The 17,134-nt window shown below is 40.3% G+C and carries 14 protein-coding genes; all 14 read left to right on the forward strand.

The window, feature by feature from the left end; all coding sequences use genetic code 11:
- On the forward strand, nucleotides 1-1,335 hold a 1,335-nt coding region (gene dnaA, locus IGI79_RS00005), incomplete at its 5' end, for a chromosomal replication initiator protein DnaA (protein ID WP_023518857.1).
- A gap of 197 nt (nucleotides 1,336-1,532) precedes the next feature.
- The gene (gene dnaN, locus IGI79_RS00010) at nucleotides 1,533-2,663 is read left to right on the forward strand and encodes a DNA polymerase III subunit beta (RefSeq protein ID WP_019723042.1); all 1,131 of its coding nucleotides are present in this window, start codon (nucleotides 1,533-1,535) and stop codon (nucleotides 2,661-2,663) included.
- Nucleotides 2,664-2,870: 207 nt separating this feature from the next.
- Nucleotides 2,871-3,113 carry a S4 domain-containing protein YaaA gene (gene yaaA, locus IGI79_RS00015; protein ID WP_019723041.1) on the forward strand — a complete coding sequence of 81 codons (243 nt, stop codon included), beginning with the start codon at nucleotides 2,871-2,873 and terminating at the stop codon, nucleotides 3,111-3,113.
- Nucleotides 3,100-4,215 (forward strand): DNA replication/repair protein RecF, encoded by a 1,116-nt coding sequence (recF, locus tag IGI79_RS00020; protein ID WP_066026333.1) that lies wholly within the window; start codon nucleotides 3,100-3,102, stop codon nucleotides 4,213-4,215. The genes yaaA and recF overlap by 14 nt, the downstream gene beginning before the upstream one ends.
- Nucleotides 4,216-4,221: 6 nt before the next feature.
- A complete protein-coding gene (gyrB, locus tag IGI79_RS00025; RefSeq protein ID WP_010734559.1) occupies nucleotides 4,222-6,168 on the forward strand; it encodes a DNA topoisomerase (ATP-hydrolyzing) subunit B in 1,947 nt (648 codons plus the stop codon).
- 19 nt (nucleotides 6,169-6,187) lie between these two features.
- Nucleotides 6,188-8,683 (forward strand): DNA gyrase subunit A, encoded by a 2,496-nt coding sequence (gyrA, locus tag IGI79_RS00030; RefSeq protein ID WP_104776762.1) that lies wholly within the window; start codon nucleotides 6,188-6,190, stop codon nucleotides 8,681-8,683.
- A gap of 236 nt (nucleotides 8,684-8,919) precedes the next feature.
- Nucleotides 8,920-9,219 (forward strand): 30S ribosomal protein S6, encoded by a 300-nt coding sequence (gene rpsF, locus IGI79_RS00035; RefSeq protein WP_019723039.1) that lies wholly within the window; start codon nucleotides 8,920-8,922, stop codon nucleotides 9,217-9,219.
- A 47-nt stretch (nucleotides 9,220-9,266) separates the two neighbouring features.
- Nucleotides 9,267-9,788 (forward strand): single-stranded DNA-binding protein, encoded by a 522-nt coding sequence (gene ssb, locus IGI79_RS00040; protein WP_010734556.1) that lies wholly within the window; start codon nucleotides 9,267-9,269, stop codon nucleotides 9,786-9,788.
- A gap of 25 nt (nucleotides 9,789-9,813) precedes the next feature.
- The gene (gene rpsR / locus IGI79_RS00045; protein WP_010734555.1) at nucleotides 9,814-10,050 is read left to right on the forward strand and encodes a 30S ribosomal protein S18; all 237 of its coding nucleotides are present in this window, start codon (nucleotides 9,814-9,816) and stop codon (nucleotides 10,048-10,050) included.
- Nucleotides 10,051-10,216: 166 nt separating this feature from the next.
- Complete coding sequence (locus IGI79_RS00050; protein ID WP_019723038.1) at nucleotides 10,217-12,190, forward strand: DHH family phosphoesterase; 1,974 nt, start codon at nucleotides 10,217-10,219, stop codon at nucleotides 12,188-12,190.
- Between the two features lie 5 nt (nucleotides 12,191-12,195).
- Nucleotides 12,196-12,648 (forward strand): 50S ribosomal protein L9, encoded by a 453-nt coding sequence (gene rplI / locus IGI79_RS00055; RefSeq protein ID WP_010734553.1) that lies wholly within the window; start codon nucleotides 12,196-12,198, stop codon nucleotides 12,646-12,648.
- A gap of 193 nt (nucleotides 12,649-12,841) precedes the next feature.
- Nucleotides 12,842-14,209 carry a replicative DNA helicase gene (gene dnaB, locus IGI79_RS00060; protein WP_010734552.1) on the forward strand — a complete coding sequence of 456 codons (1,368 nt, stop codon included), beginning with the start codon at nucleotides 12,842-12,844 and terminating at the stop codon, nucleotides 14,207-14,209.
- Between the two features lie 375 nt (nucleotides 14,210-14,584).
- Complete coding sequence (locus IGI79_RS00065; protein WP_010734551.1) at nucleotides 14,585-15,877, forward strand: adenylosuccinate synthase; 1,293 nt, start codon at nucleotides 14,585-14,587, stop codon at nucleotides 15,875-15,877.
- 380 nt (nucleotides 15,878-16,257) lie between these two features.
- Nucleotides 16,258-17,121: a DegV family protein gene (locus IGI79_RS00070; RefSeq protein WP_104776764.1), complete on the forward strand. Its 864-nt coding sequence runs from the start codon at nucleotides 16,258-16,260 to the stop codon at nucleotides 17,119-17,121.
- The last annotated feature ends 13 nt before the right edge of the window (nucleotides 17,122-17,134 follow it).

A 17,134-nucleotide genomic window follows, 5' to 3' on the forward strand; every position in this document is an offset into this window, starting at 1 on the left:
ATGGTATCCCTCGATGCTTTATGGACTGAATTAAAAACGACTTATCAAAAAGAACTGTCTCCAGCAAGTTACAATACTTGGATCGAGACAGCACAACCTAAATCCTTAGAACAAAGCCAATTAGTGGTGACTGTTCCAAGCAAGATCCATAAGGAATATTGGGAAAAAAATCTCGCAACAAAGATTGTTGAGGTCGGCTACATGTTAACGGGAAAAGAAATCATTCCACGTTTTGTGACCGGTGAAGAAGCGGAACAAGAAGAAGTAGAAGAAATCAAAACAATGAAAGTTCCCCCAATCACACCAATCAAAAAAGCGATGTTGAATCCTAAGTATACCTTCGATACATTTGTAATCGGAAAAGGTAACCAGATGGCTCATGCCGCTGCTTTGGTCGTTGCTGAAGATCCTGGTTCGATTTATAATCCATTGTTCTTCTATGGTGGTGTCGGACTTGGTAAGACTCACTTGATGCACGCAATTGGTCATCAAATGTTGTTAAGTCAGCCAAATGCGAAGGTCAAATATGTAAGCAGTGAAACGTTTGCCAATGATTTTATCAATTCGATCCAAAATAAAACGGCCGAAGAATTTCGCCAAGAATATCGAAATGTCGACTTACTATTAGTCGATGATATTCAATTTTTTGCTGAAAAAGAAGCAACTCAAGAAGAATTTTTCCATACCTTCAATGCGCTCTACAATGAAGGAAAACAAATCGTCCTGACGAGTGATCGTTTACCAAACGAAATCCCAAAATTGCAGGAACGTCTCGTTTCTCGCTTTGCTTGGGGACTTTCAGTAGATATCACGCCACCTGACCTTGAAACAAGAACAGCTATTTTGAGAAAAAAAGCCGCAGCAGAACGCCTAGAAATCCCTGATGATACTTTAAGTTATATTGCGGGACAAATCGATTCCAACATTCGTGAACTAGAAGGCGCTCTTGTACGTGTTCAAGCATTTGCTACGATGAACAGTGAAGATATATCAACTAGTTTAGCTGCTGATGCTTTAAAGACATTGAAATCTGGCAAAGGTCACCCGCAACTCTCGATTTTGCAGATCCAAGAAGAAGTTGCAAAGTATTATCATATCCAATTAAAGGATCTAAAAGGAAAGAAACGCGTCAAATCGATCGTTGTTCCTCGTCAAATCGCTATGTACTTGGCTCGGGAATTAACCGATAGCTCTCTTCCTAAAATCGGCGCTGAATTTGGTGGAAAAGATCATACAACTGTCATCCATGCGCACGAAAAAATCCAGCAGCTGATCGATTCAAGTGTCAGCATGCAAAATGAAGTATCAGAAATCAAAAATTTCCTATTAAACTAAAAAGATGCTTGATAGAAAGAAAAACACCTTGTGGATAAAATTAGAAATCATTCAAAAGTTATGCACATATTTTCCACAGCTGTTTTTTCTTTTCTCTTCTAGCATTTTTATAGTTTTCCACAGTATCAACAGTACCTAATACTTTTATTACTTTATTTACTAATAATAAAATAAATATATGGCAAAGGAGATCTACAATGAAAGTAACCTTAAACCGCGCAACATTTATGCAAGAATTGCAAACTGTTCAGCGTGCGATTTCAAGTAAAACGACAATTCCTATTTTGACTGGGGTTAAAATCACCCTCAATCAAGAAGGACTGACTTTAACAGGTAGTAATGCAGACATTTCAATTGAGACATTTCTATCTGTTGAAAATGAAAAAGCGCAAATGCAAATTGAAGCAACAGGAGCTATTGTTCTACAAGCTCGCTTCTTCAGTGAAATCATTCGTCGATTGCCCGAAGAAACCTTTACGCTAGAAGTGTTAGAAAACAAACAAGTGGCCATTACTTCAGGGAAAGCGAATTTCTTAGTGAATGGGTTAGATGCGGATAATTACCCTCATCTTCCTGTTGTAGAGAGTCACAACCAGATGAAATTGCCTGTACATGTATTGACCAAATTGATCAATGAAACAGTGTTTGCTGTTTCTCAACATGAAAGTCGCCCAATTCTTACAGGTGTTCATTTCATTTTGAAAGACAACTCGTTATTAGCAGTAGCAACTGACTCACATCGTTTGAGTCAACGAGTGATTCCGATCGAACAATCAGCTGATCAATTCGATATCGTGATTCCTGGAAAAAGTTTGACTGAATTATCACGTTCATTGACAAATGAAGAAGAAATCGTAGAAATCAGTATTATGGAAAACCAAGTATTGTTCAAAACTGAAAATATGTATTTTTATTCACGCTTGTTAGAAGGGAATTATCCCGATACGAATCGTTTGATTCCTTCAAGTTTCAATACCGAAGTGGAATTTTCTGTCCCAAGCTTTTTAGCAGCGATTGAGCGTGCCTCTTTGCTCTCACATGAAGGACGCAACAATATCGTTCGTTTGTCGATCCAGCCTGATTCTGTTGTTCTATACGGTAATTCTCCTGAAATCGGAAAAGTAGAAGAAAGCTTGAACTATACGACTAGCACCGGTGATCCGCTGGATATTTCCTTTAATCCGGACTATATGAAAGCTGCTTTGCGTGCATTTGGCGATATGAGTATCAAAGTAAAATTCATTTCTGCCATTCGTCCATTTACGTTAGAACCAACGGAAGATGGGGTACAATTCATCCAATTGATCACTCCAGTACGCACAAACTAAAATACTAATTGAAAATAAACTGAAAAATAAACCATTTTAAACAGAAGGCCCTAAAATCAATTTTAAGGCTTTCTGTTTCTTTTTGTTCAAATCACCTTTTTTCATTTAAATCCGCTCATATGGAAAAATATATGGATAAATTTGTTTTCTTGCGAAAAAAAGGGTATAATAAAGTATACTTTTAATAATGAAAATGAGGGATGAAGAGTGAAACAACAAGTCATTCTAAAAACTGAGTTTATGACGTTGGGTCAAATGCTGAAAGAAGTCACAGTCATCGGCAGTGGTGGACAAGCAAAATGGTATTTAGCAGAAAACACGGTTTTGGTTGATGGCGAGCCAGAAAATCGTCGTGGACGAAAGCTTTATCCCGGTATGATGATCGAAGTTCCAGAAGCAGGAACTTTTTTTATGGTAAAAAAAGGGAATAACGATAATGAGGCTGAATAAGCTGCACCTCAAAAATTATCGAAACTATCAAGAATTGCAAATTGATTTTTCCAAAAACCTCGTGATTTTTTTAGGAGAAAATGCCCAAGGAAAAACGAATCTTTTGGAAAGTATTTATGTGCTTGCAATGACAAGAAGTCATCGTACAAATAGTGAACAAGAGTTGATTGGATGGAACGATGAGCAGTCGATGATCCAAGGGGAGATCACAAGAGGAACCTCTAAGATTCCGTTAGAGATCCAACTGTCTAAAAAAGGACGAAAAACAAAGATCAATCATATCGAACAAAAGAAGTTGAGTAGTTATGTTGGACAATTGAATGTCATTTTATTTGCTCCTGAAGATCTTTCTTTAGTAAAAGGAAGCCCACAGATCCGACGCAAATTTTTAGATATGGAATTAGGTCAGATCAATCCAATCTATCTTTACGATCTTGTCCAATATCAAGCAATCCTAAAGCAGAGAAATCAATATTTGAAGCAATTGAATGAGAAAAAACAAACGGATTTACTTTATCTTGATATTTTATCTGAACAACTAGCAGAATTTGGTAGCAAAGTACTAAAGGCAAGAGCGCAGTTTATCAAGCGTTTAGAATATTGGGCAAATTCTTTACATCAACAAATCACGCATCAAAGAGAACAGTTGGCAATCGAATATGTGACCGCCCTCTCTTCTTTAGACACTATGACAGTTCAAGAGATCCAGTCACAATTTTTAACGTTGCTCGAACAAAACAAAAAGAAAGATCTCTTTCGAGGGACAACGACTGTGGGTCCCCATCGAGATGACCTTTCTTTTTTTGTCAATGACAAAAACGTGCAAAATTTTGGTTCTCAAGGTCAACAGCGAACAACGGCATTAAGTGTCAAATTAGCAGAAATCGATTTGATCAAAGAAGAAACAGGCGAGTATCCGATCCTATTACTGGATGATGTAATGAGTGAGTTAGACGACCAGCGTCAACTCCATTTACTTGAAACGATCGAAGGGAAAGTACAGACATTCTTAACTACTACCTCCCTGGATCACGTTAAAAATAAAATGACTGTTGAACCTGAGATTTTTTATGTTCAGCAGGGAGAAATAAAAGGAGAATAAACATACATGACAGAAGAAAGAAGTTTAGTCGAGCGCGCAAAAGAATATGATGCCAGTCAGATTCAAGTGCTTGAAGGTCTTGAAGCCGTTCGGAAACGTCCGGGGATGTACATTGGTTCAACAAGTTCAGAAGGACTTCACCACTTAGTATGGGAAATCGTCGATAATTCGATTGATGAAGTCTTGGCAGGATTTGCGACAAAGATCCAAGTCATCATTGAGGAAGACAACAGTATCACTGTCATCGATGATGGTCGTGGGATCCCGGTCGATATCCAAGCGAAGACCGGTCGTCCAGCTGTAGAAACAGTTTTTACTGTCTTGCATGCGGGTGGTAAATTTGGCGGAGGCGGCTACAAAGTATCCGGTGGTCTTCATGGGGTTGGTTCGTCCGTTGTGAATGCACTATCGACACTATTAGATGTCAAAGTGTACAAAGATGGCAAGATCTATTACCAAGAATATCGTCGTGGGGCGGTAGTCGATGATTTGAAAGTCATCGGTGACACTGATTTAAGTGGAACGACCGTTCACTTCATCCCAGACCCAGAAATTTTTACAGAAACGACAACTTTCGACTTTAATAAATTGGCGACTCGTATTCGTGAGCTGGCTTTCTTGAATCGTGGGATGAAAATCTCAATTGAAGATCGTCGCGAAGAAAAGCCTGTCGTGAAAGAATACCATTATGACGGTGGAATCAAAAGTTACGTCGAATATTTAAATGCGAGCAAAACAGTGATTTTCCCAGAACCTGTTTATTTAGAAGGGGAACAACAAGAAATCACTGTCGAAGTTTCGATGCAATATACAGACGGTTATCATTCCAATATCATGAGTTTTGCCAACAATATCCATACGTACGAAGGCGGAACACATGAATCAGGATTTAAGACAGCTTTGACACGGGTCATCAATGATTATGCACGTAAGCAAAAATTGATGAAAGAAAATGATGATAATTTAACAGGTGAAGATGTGCGTGAAGGATTGACAGCAGTCATTTCGATCAAGCATCCAGATCCTCAGTTTGAAGGACAAACGAAAACAAAATTAGGAAACTCAGAAGTACGTACGGTCACTGATCGTTTGTTCAGTGAGCATTTCATGAAATTCTTATTGGAAAACCCAAGTGTGGGCCGTCAGATCGTCGAAAAAGGATTACTTGCCTCTAGAGCCCGCTTAGCGGCTAAACGCGCGCGTGAAGTGACGCGGAGAAAAGGAGCATTGGAAATCAGTAATCTACCTGGTAAATTAGCCGATTGTTCCAGCAATGATCCTGAAAAAAGTGAATTGTTCATCGTCGAAGGAGATTCAGCCGGTGGTTCAGCAAAGCAAGGACGAAGCCGTGAATTTCAAGCGATTTTACCGATCCGCGGGAAAATCTTGAACGTTGAAAAAGCAAGTATGGATAAAATTTTAGCCAACGAAGAAATTCGCTCACTGTTTACAGCGATGGGGACAGGGTTTGGTGAAGATTTCGATGTGTCCAAAGCACGTTACCATAAATTAGTCATCATGACCGATGCCGATGTCGATGGTGCCCACATTCGTACGTTGCTATTGACGCTCTTTTATCGTTATATGCGCCCAATCGTGGAAGCCGGCTATGTTTATATCGCGCAACCACCGCTATATGGCGTTAAACAAGGAAAGAAAATCACGTATGTCCAACCAGGGAAAAATGCCGAAGAAGAGTTGAGAAAAGTCATCGAATCACTACCAGCAACACCAAAACCAAGTGTCCAACGATACAAAGGGCTTGGTGAGATGGATGATCATCAACTATGGGAAACGACGATGGACCCAAGCAAACGTATGATGGCTCGTGTCAGTGTAGATGATGCGATTGCTGCCGATGAAGTGTTTGAAATGTTGATGGGCGATCGAGTGGAACCTCGTCGTGCATTCATTGAAGAAAATGCTCACTATGTTAAAAATCTAGATATTTAATCATGAAGGAGGAAGAAAAATGAGTGAAGAAATCAGAGAAAACATCCATGATGTCAATCTAACTAGCGAAATGAAAGACTCCTTCATAGATTACGCCATGAGTGTCATTGTCGCTCGGGCTCTACCAGATGTTAGAGATGGATTAAAACCAGTTCACCGCCGTATTTTATATGGGATGAATGAACTAGGTGTCACACCAGACAAAGCACACAAGAAATCGGCCAGAATCGTGGGGGACGTCATGGGTAAATACCATCCCCATGGTGACAGTGCGATCTATGAGTCAATGGTTCGGATGGCGCAGCCTTTTAGCTATCGCTACATGTTAGTAGATGGTCATGGAAACTTTGGGTCAGTTGATGGAGATGGCGCAGCTGCGATGCGTTATACTGAAGCCAGAATGAGTAAGATCGCGACAGAAATGTTACGTGATATCAACAAAAACACGGTTGATTTCCAAAGCAACTATGATGATACGGAAAAAGAACCAGTTGTCTTACCGGCACGTTTTCCTAACTTGCTAGTCAATGGTACGACAGGGATCGCAGTCGGAATGGCGACGAATATTCCCCCACATAATCTGACAGAAGTTGTAGCAGCGATTGATCTATTGATGGAAAATCCAGATGTGACAACCAATGAATTGATGGAAGTCTTACCTGGGCCTGATTTTCCTACTGGCGGATTAGTCATGGGGAAATCCGGCATTCGTCGAGCGTATGAAACAGGAAAAGGTTCAATCACTGTTCGAGCAAAAGTAGAAATCACGGAAATGCCAAATGGAAAAGAGCGGATCTTAGTCACTGAATTGCCATATATGGTCAATAAAGCGAAATTGATTGAGCGAATTTCAGAATTGCACCGTGACAAACGAATTGAAGGGATCACGGATCTAAGAGATGAATCTTCTCGTGAAGGAATGCGTATCGTGATCGATGTGCGTCGTGACGCGAGTGCCTCTGTCATTTTGAACAATCTCTACAAATTGACATCCTTACAAAACTCATTTGGTTTCAATATGTTAGCGATCGAAAAAGGCGTACCGAAAGTTCTAAGCTTGAAGCAAATCCTTGAAAATTATATCGAACACCAACGCGAAGTTATTACACGTCGTACGGTCTTTGAAAAAGATAAAGCAGAAGCAAGAGCACATATCTTAGAAGGACTACGAATCGCCTTAGATCATATTGATGAAATCATCGCGATCATTCGTGGGTCCAAATCAGATGAAGAAGCGAAAAACGCGATGATCGAACGCTTCGATCTTTCTGACCGTCAATCGCAAGCAATCTTAGATATGCGTTTACGCCGTTTGACTGGTTTGGAAAGAGAAAAAATCGAAAATGAATACCAAGAATTATTGAAACTCATTGAAGATTTAGCTGATATTCTTGCTCGCCCTGAACGGGTAACAGAAATCATTCAAACCGAACTTGCTGAATTGAGTCAACGATTTGGCGACAAACGTCGTACAGAATTACTGGTCGGTGAAGTCTTGAGTTTAGAAGACGAAGATTTAATCGAAGAAGAAGAAATCGTGATCACATTGACGAATAATGGCTATATCAAACGTTTAGCCAACAACGAATTCCGCGCACAACGTCGTGGGGGTCGAGGCATCCAAGGAATGGGTGTTCATAACGATGATTTCGTGAAAAATCTTGTTTCTTGTTCGACACATGATACATTGCTGTTCTTTACCAATAACGGAAAAGTGTATCGTGCGAAAGGATACGAGATCCCAGAGTACGGACGTACAGCAAAAGGGATTCCAATCATCAACTTACTTGGCATTGATTCAAGTGAGAAGATCCAAGCCATCATCGCAGTAACTGGTGAAGCAGAGGAAGGACATTACTTGTTCTTTACTACGCGACAAGGGACAGTCAAACGTACGACTGTCACTGCTTTTGCCAATATCCGTAGCAATGGATTGATTGCGATTGGTTTGAAAGAAAATGATGAATTGGTCAACGTCTTATTGACTGATGGCCAATCAAACATCATCATTGGTACACACGATGGCTATTCTGTGACTTTTGCAGAAGATGCCGTTCGTGACATGGGACGTACAGCCTCTGGGGTTCGTGGGGTTCGTTTGAGAGAAGACGATTACGTCGTTGGAGCAGCCTTGATGAATGAGGATCATGAAGTCTTGATCATCACAGAAAAAGGTTATGGAAAACGTACCAAGGTTTCTGAGTACCCTGTCAAAGGACGTGGGGGTAAAGGGATCAAAACTGCGAATATCACTGAGAAAAATGGTCCATTAGCTGGATTGACGACGGTGACAGGCGAAGAAGATATTATGTTGATCACAGACAAAGGTGTCATCATCCGCTTCAACGTTTCAACGGTTTCTCAGACAGGTCGGGCAACGCTAGGCGTGCGCTTGATCAAGATGGAAGCAGAAACGAAAGTGGTGACCATGGCAGCAGTAGAACCAGAACCTGCGGAAGAAACGGTTGTCGAAGCAGACGCAACAAACGTGGAAACAGACAACACAGAAGAATAGAAACAAGCGTAAAACCAACAGGATCATCTGAAAAATCCCCCCAGAGAATAGGTAAAACTATCTTTGGGGGTTTTTGCTCGTCTCAAGAGAAAAATTTGGAAAACAAAGGATAGTAGCTTGCTTTTTCAGTGCATTGCGTGTATAATTGAGGATTGTGAGTAGTCTAATTTATTAGAAAACTCTCCTTGCTCTTGGGAAAGCTGAGAGCCGAAAGTCCATAGGGAGGTGAAAAATCAATGGAAAACACGAAATATGAAATCATGTATATTATTCGTCCTAACATTGATGAAGAAGCAAAAACTGCTTTAATCGAACGTTTCGATTCAATCTTGAAAGATAACGGAGCTGAAGTTATCGAATCAAAAGATTGGGAAAAACGCCGTTTAGCATACGAAATGAACGGTTACCGTGAAGGTATCTATCACATCGTTAAAGTATCTTCTCCATCATCAGCAGATGCAATCAACGAGTTTGATCGTCTTGCTAAAATCAATGACGATATCGTTCGTCACATGATCGTAAAAGAAGAAGCTTAATTATTGTTTCACATGGAACAATCAAACGATGAGAGGAGATGACCATTTTGATTAATAACGTTGTACTAGTTGGACGTCTGACAAAAGATCCAGATTTACGATATACATCAAGTGGCACTGCTGTAGCAACGTTCACTTTAGCTGTCAATCGTAACTTCACGAGCCAAAACGGCAACCGTGAGGCGGATTTTATTAATTGTGTGATTTGGCGAAAATCAGCAGAAACACTAGCAAACTATGCACATAAAGGAACTCTTTTAGGTGTAACTGGTCGTATTCAAACGCGTTCTTATGATAATCAACAAGGACAACGTGTGTACGTAACAGAAGTAGTTGCTGAAAACTTCCAATTATTGGAAAGTCGTGCAGCATCTGAAAACCGTCAACAAAGCGGTGGCTACCAAGACACTGGTCAATCGACAAATAATTTTGGCGGAAACGGCGGAAACAATAACTATAATCAAACATCTCAATCATCCAACGGTATGCCTGATTTTGATCGTGATTCTTCTGATCCATTCGGATCAAGCTCAACGATCGACATTTCAGACGATGATTTACCATTCTAAACGAATTTGATAGGAGGGAAATAGAATGGCACAACAAAGAAGAGGCGGACGTAAACGTCGTAAAGTAGACTACATCGCTGCTAACCATATTGAATATATCGATTATAAAGATATCGAATTACTAAAAAGATTTATCTCAGAACGCGGTAAAATTTTGCCACGTCGTGTAACAGGTACAGGCGCTAAAAACCAACGTAAAATTACGATTGCAATCAAACGCGCACGTATCATGGGATTACTACCATTCGTTGGCGAAGAATAATTCGCTTTAGGAATGATTCTGTAGGAATACCCAATCGTTTCAAACCATTACAGAGGAAGTTATGACTACTGTCGTGACTTCCTCTTTTTGTTCCATTTAGGTGTTTAGTCGCTTACATGACATGAGTTATGGTAAAATTAGGCTAATCAGTTACGGGAGGAAAGACATGGATAAAGAAAAAATAAAAGTAAGCCCGAGCCCTCTGCTCATTCTTTTATTGATCCTTGCAGAAGTTTTGGTTGTATTATTGATGCCATTTCGCTTGATCAGTGCGTTGTTCATCCTGATCGTGAATCTATTTTGTATTCGTTATGGTTTAAAGATGAAACGGTGGTTGACTCTAAGGAATCGTGACAAGATCCAACAAGCTTCCACAGTTGCGGAATCCAATTTGAATTATGTTTCTGAGATCATGCCAGTCGGAATCATCTCTTACCAACCAGCGACACAAACCATTGATTGGCTGAATCCTTTCGCATTGAATGTGAAAGACCAAAGCTCTTTATTGGAAGCAGACTTGTTAGAAACTTTTTTTTCAGCAAAAGAAAAAAAGAAAAATCAAGTCTATTTAGCTGACAAAACCTTTCAATTTGAATTGGATACGGTGAAAGGGGTCGTTTACTTTATTGACGTGACCCAGAACCAACTACTGAAGATCCATCAAGTGAATAGCCAGCCAATCATCGGGATTCTTTCAATCGATAACTATGCAGATACGGTCGATAAATTGGATGAAAAAGAAGTTTCTTATTTGAACTCCTTCATTACGACACTGATTTCTGACTGGATGAATGAATATCATGTGTTTTTTAAACGAATCAATTCAGAGCGCTTTTTCTTTTTTGGACAGATGAGTGACTTAAAGAAAATGATGGATAAGAAATTTGATCTCTTAGATCGCTTACGCGCAGAAGCTGAAAGACAAAACCATCCGTTGACCCTTAGTATGGGAATTGCCTATGGACAACAAACACTAGAAGAAATCGGTAGCGAAGCTCAAAATAACTTAGATATCGCTTTGGTTCGTGGTGGAGATCAGGTCGTGGTGAAAGAAGTTCGTGAAGGAGCGAAACCTACTTACTATGGTGGGAAATCAGCAACGACCATCAAACGTACGCGCGTTCGTTCACGGGCGATGAGTACTGCTTTACGCAAAATTTTTGATGAAACAGGCGATGTATTTATTATGGGGCATCGCTTCCCTGATATGGACGCTATCGGTTCAGCCGTTGGAGTCAGTTGTCTGGCACGCTTCAATCAGAAAAAAGCCTATATCGTCATCGATGAAAAAGAGATCATTCCAGATGTGGAACGCTGTTTAACAGAAATCCATAAAGAACCAGAGTTGGAGATGCAATTGATTACGCCAGAACGCGCAATGGAGCTTAAGAAAGACAAGGATCTACTCGTAATGGTCGATTACCATAAACCATCGCTATCGATCTCTCAGAGCCTTTACGAGCAATTTGATAAGATCGTGATCATTGACCATCATCGTCGAGGCGAAGAGTTTCCAAGCAAACCGCTCTTAACGTATATTGAATCTTCTGCGTCTTCTGCCTCTGAATTAGTCACAGAATTAATCCAATACCAAAGTAGCCGAACCAATCGGATCAGCCGTTTAGAGGCGACGTTGTTGTTAGCTGGCATGACCGTTGATACGAATAACTTCAATGTGCGAACGACAGCACGTACGTTTGATGTTGCAAGCTATTTAAAGACTTGTAGTGCGGACGCATCCTTAGTACAATATTTATTGAGCTCTGATTTAGCCACTTATTTAGAAATCAGCCACTTGATCGCCCACAATGAACAAGTGACGGAGGATATTGTGGTGGCAGCAGGGACGGATGAAAAAGAGTATAATAGTGTTATTGCAGCAAAAACAGCAGATACGTTGCTCTCAATGGTCAATATCAACGGCGCTTTCGTCATTACGAAACGGACGGATGGCTTAGTTGGTATCAGTGCCCGCAGCACAGGAACGATCAATGTCCAATTGATCATGGAATCCTTAGGCGGTGGCGGACATTTCACCAATGCGGCAACACAACTGGAAAATGTGACTGTAGAAGAAGCAAAACAACAACTGCTCGCTGCTATCCAAGAAAATATGCAACAATTATATAAAAAGGAGTAGATGAAATGAAAGTCATTTTCTTACAAGATGTCAAAGGTAAAGGCAAAAAAGGCGATGTCAAGGAAGTTCCTACAGGCTATGCGCAAAATTATTTGATCAAAAACAATCTGGCAAAAGAAGCAAATAAAAGCAGCATCAGTCAGTTAGAAGGACAGAAAAAAGCCCAAGAAAAACAAGAAGCAGAAATTCTTGAAGAAGCCAAAAAATTAAAAGAGTTTCTTGAAAAAGAAGAAACAGTCGTGGAATTAAAAGCCAAAGCAGGAGAAGACAGCCGTTTGTTTGGCTCGATTCCATCGAAACAAATCGCTGAAGGATTGAATAAACAGTACAAAGTAAAATTAGACAAACGTAAAATCGAATTGAATAACCCGATCCGTACATTAGGTTATACGAACGTACCAGTGAAACTACATCATGAAGTAACTGCCACGATCAAGGTACACGTTGTCTCTGAATAAACGAAAAGAACCTATGACGAAAGGTCATCACTTCGAAAAACAGCCGCAGAGGTCAAAAATAGCTTTTGATTATTTTTGACTTTTGCGGTCTATTTTCGAAGGAACAGCTTTTGGAACAGATGTTCATTTTAGGGATGACTTTTCTGCCATTTTCTTGTAAAATGAAGCAATTGAAAGCAAGGAGCGATAGAATATGAGTGAAGTGTGGCAGGATCGAATTCCACCGCAAAATATTGAAGCTGAGCAAGCGGTTCTAGGTTCTGTTTTTCTAGACGCTGAAACGATCATCGATGCCATGGAGTACATAGAACCGAAAGATTTTTATCGTCGGGGACATCAAATCATTTTTGAAATCATGATCGAATTGAATGACCGCAGTGAAGCGATTGACGTCGTGACGGTCAAAGATCGTTTGGAGCAACGTAATCTCTTAGAAGATGCTGGCGGAGTCAGTTATTTATCTGATTTAGCGTTAGCTGTACCAACGGCAGCGAACATTGTCTACTACGCAAAAATCGTGGAAGAAAAATCATTGCTCCGTAATTTGATCCAAACAGCAACAGGGATCGTTACTAGAGGATTTGAACAAGGAGAAGAAGTCCAATCCATCTTAGATGATGCGGAACGTAGCATTCTTGAAGTATCAGAAAAACGTAACCGTAGCGGGTTCTTATCCATTGCGGAAGTCTTGAATTCTACGATTGAAAATATTGACCAACTCGCGCAAAACAATGAAGAGATCACAGGTTTACCAACGGGTTACCAAGGATTAGATAAAATGACTGCTGGCTTCCAAGCAGAAGAGCTGATTATTTTGGCTGCACGTCCGGCAGTTGGGAAAACCGCCTTTGCCTTGAATATTGCCCAAAATGTTGGTACAAAAACGGATCGTTCTGTAGCGATCTTCAGTCTAGAGATGGGGGCAGAATCACTAGTCAACCGGATGCTTTGTGCGGAAGGTTCGATTGAAGCAAGTCATTTACGTACGGGACAGCTTTCAGAAGAAGAATGGTCCAATTTGATCGTTGCGATGGGGAGCTTGTCCAAAGCCAATATCTTTATTGATGATACTCCAGGGATCAAAATCTCTGAGATACGTGCAAAATGTCGGAAACTTGCACAAGAAAAAGGAAATCTAGGTTTGATACTCATCGATTACTTGCAGTTGATCGAAGGAAATGGGAAAGAAAACCGTCAACAAGAAGTATCCGATATCTCACGTCAATTGAAAAAACTAGCGAAAGAATTAAAAGTTCCCGTCATTGCTCTTTCTCAGCTTTCTCGTGGAGTGGAACAACGTCAAGATAAACGACCTGTCTTAAGTGATATCCGTGAGTCTGGTTCGATCGAGCAGGATGCGGATATCGTGGCATTCTTATATCGTGATGATTACTACGAACGAGAAGGTGGCGAAGATGGTGATGCGCCAGAGCCACAAAACGATAATGTGATCGAAGTCATCATTGAAAAAAACCGGAGTGGAGCAAGGGGAACGGTCGAATTGCTCTTTATCAAAGAATACAATAAATTTTCCTCGCTTTCTCCGCGAGAAGAATATTAGGACGAATAAATCTGAATAAATCAAACATCGAGGTCGGGACAGAAGTGTTTAGTCTCGAGAAATAAGGTGCCAGCCACGAAAATTGTTCTTCAAATTTTTGTGGCTGGCGCTTTATTTTTCAAAGAGGTTATTTCTATTCCCACCGTTTATTCGATTTTTGGTGGTGCGAGAGGACGAATGTCCGGAGATGGTTTTTCAAACTCAGTCAGGTCAGGCGCCTACTTGTTAGTAACCAATGGAACATAGAAAATTATAATGTTCGCTTTTTAAACGTTTTCTCTAAAATATATTAAATATCATTCGATTTTAGTTGAATAAAGTTTGAAGTATTGTTACAATAATTCAGGATTAAATAATATTAAATGAGGTGTTCAAATGTCATCTGTAGTAGTAGTGGGTACACAATGGGGCGACGAAGGGAAAGGAAAAATTACTGACTTTCTTAGTGAAAATGCTGAAGTGATCGCACGGTACCAAGGTGGCGACAATGCGGGACACACAATTAAATTCGATGGTGTTACGTATAAACTGCACTTGATTCCTTCGGGGATTTTTTACAAAGATAAAATCAGCGTGATCGGGAATGGTGTGGTAGTCAATCCGAAATCTTTAGTCAAAGAATTGGCTTATTTACATGAAAAAAATGTGACGACAGATAATCTACGTATTTCTGATCGTGCGCATGTGATTTTACCGTATCATATCAAATTAGACCAATTGCAAGAAGATGCAAAAGGAGAAAATAAAATCGGTACGACCATCAAAGGGATTGGCCCTGCTTATATGGACAAAGCCGCTCGTGTCGGTATCCGTGTAGCCGATTTATTAGATAAAGAAATTTTTGAAGAGCGTTTACGAGTGAATCTAGACGATAAAAACCGTCAATTTGTGAAAATGTTCGATTCAGAGCCAATTGAATTTGAAGAAATCTTTGAAGAATACTACGAATATGGCCAACAAATCAAACAATACGTGACGGATACATCAGTTATCTTAAATGATGCGTTAGATGCAGGAAAACGTGTTTTATTTGAAGGCGCACAAGGTGTGATGTTGGATATCGATCAAGGAACGTATCCGTTTGTTACCTCATCAAATCCAGTGGCTGGTGGTGTGACGATCGGTAGTGGTGTCGGACCTTCAAAAATCAATAAAGTGGTCGGTGTATGTAAAGCTTACACTTCACGTGTGGGAGATGGACCATTCCCTACTGAATTGTTTGATGAAACAGGTCAACAAATTCGTGAAGTCGGTCGCGAATATGGTACAACGACTGGACGTCCACGTCGTGTCGGCTGGTTTGATACAGTCGTGATGCGTCACTCAAAACGTGTGTCAGGTATCACGAATCTATCATTGAATTCGATCGATGTCTTGAGCGGTTTAGAAACAGTGAAAATCTGTACAGCATACGAATTAGACGGTGAACGAATCTATCATTATCCAGCGAGTTTGAAAGAATTGAACCGTTGCAAGCCAATCTATGAGGAATTACCAGGCTGGTCAGAAGATATTACTGCTTGTCGTACGTTAGCAGAATTACCAGAAAATGCACGTAACTATGTAAGACGTATCTCAGAGCTTGTCGGCGTGCGTATTTCAACATTTTCAGTAGGACCTGACCGAAACCAAACAAATATCCTAGAAAGCGTGTGGGCGCAAATCTAGGCCTTTCAGTGACGATTCGCTAACAGGAACATTCTTTTAAGAATGAGTGGATCACTGAAATCACGAGAATTAAATGAGATCGGGACAGAAGTGTTTAGCTTCGAGAAATAAGGCGACAACCACGAAAATTGCTTTTCTAATTTTTGTGGTTGTCGCTTTGTTTCCCAAGAGATTACTCCTGTTGCCATTATTTATCGGATTTAGGGCGACACACAAAAATGAATGTGACTGTTGTTTTAGACTGATCGTGTTCATTTAAGCGTTCGCTTGATTTGCTTGTACCAAGTACAACGAATATAAGAGCTGAAGTTATTTAAAATTAAAGGAGTTTGCTATAATAGACTGCGATGAAAAGTGGAGAAAAAAAGGAGTTGGAACGAATGTATCAAATAGTCACAGATTCATGTTGCGATCTGCCCTATCAAGTGTTGGCAAATGCAAATGTTGATTTTTTATCCATGGAGATCCAGATTGGTGAGGAAATACGAATCGATGATCTGGGAAAAACATTTGATTATGAAGGGTACATCCAACAGTTACGTGAAGGAGCAATGCCTACGACCTCACAAATCAATGTGGGTCGCTATTTGGAGTTCTTCCGTAGCTATGTGGAGAAAGGTATCCCAGTCTTGTACGTTGCTTTTTCGAGTGGCATGAGTGGTTCTTACAGCAGTGCCTTACAAGCAGTCGAATTATTGAAAGAAACCTATGAGGACCCGCAAGTTCATGTGTTTGATACGAAAGCCGCAAGTATCGGGGAAGGACTACTTGTATTAGAAGCTGTTCGTTTGAAAGAATCGGGTTATTCTTTGGAAGAAACATCGGCTTGGTTACAAAATAATTACCTCAAAGTTCATTCTTGGGTAACCGTTGATGATTTAAAGCATTTAGAACGTGGAGGACGCATCTCTAAAGCAAGTGCTGCTATTGGTAGTCTGTTAAGCGTGAAGCCGATCATTACCGTTGAACCAAGTGGTCATTTGAAGAATATCGATAAAGTGCGTGGCAGAAACAAATCCATTCAGAAAATCGTGGAGGAAACGGTCAAAACGATCGTAGCTCCATTGGAACAAACGGTGTATATCGCTTATGCCGGAGACCTAGAAAGTGCTGAGAAAGCCAAAAAATTATTAGAAGAAAATATCAAAACAAAAGAAATCAAACTCTATCCCTTAGGACCAACGATCGCCAGTCATACAGGCTATGGGTGTATCGCCATCTTTTCAATGGGTGTGAGTCGATAAAAAAGAAAAACAG

Origin of the sequence: Enterococcus sp. AZ084 (assembly GCF_051714905.1) — a bacterium.
In the GTDB taxonomy this organism is placed as follows: Bacteria; Bacillota; Bacilli; order Lactobacillales; family Enterococcaceae; genus Enterococcus_B; species Enterococcus_B pernyi.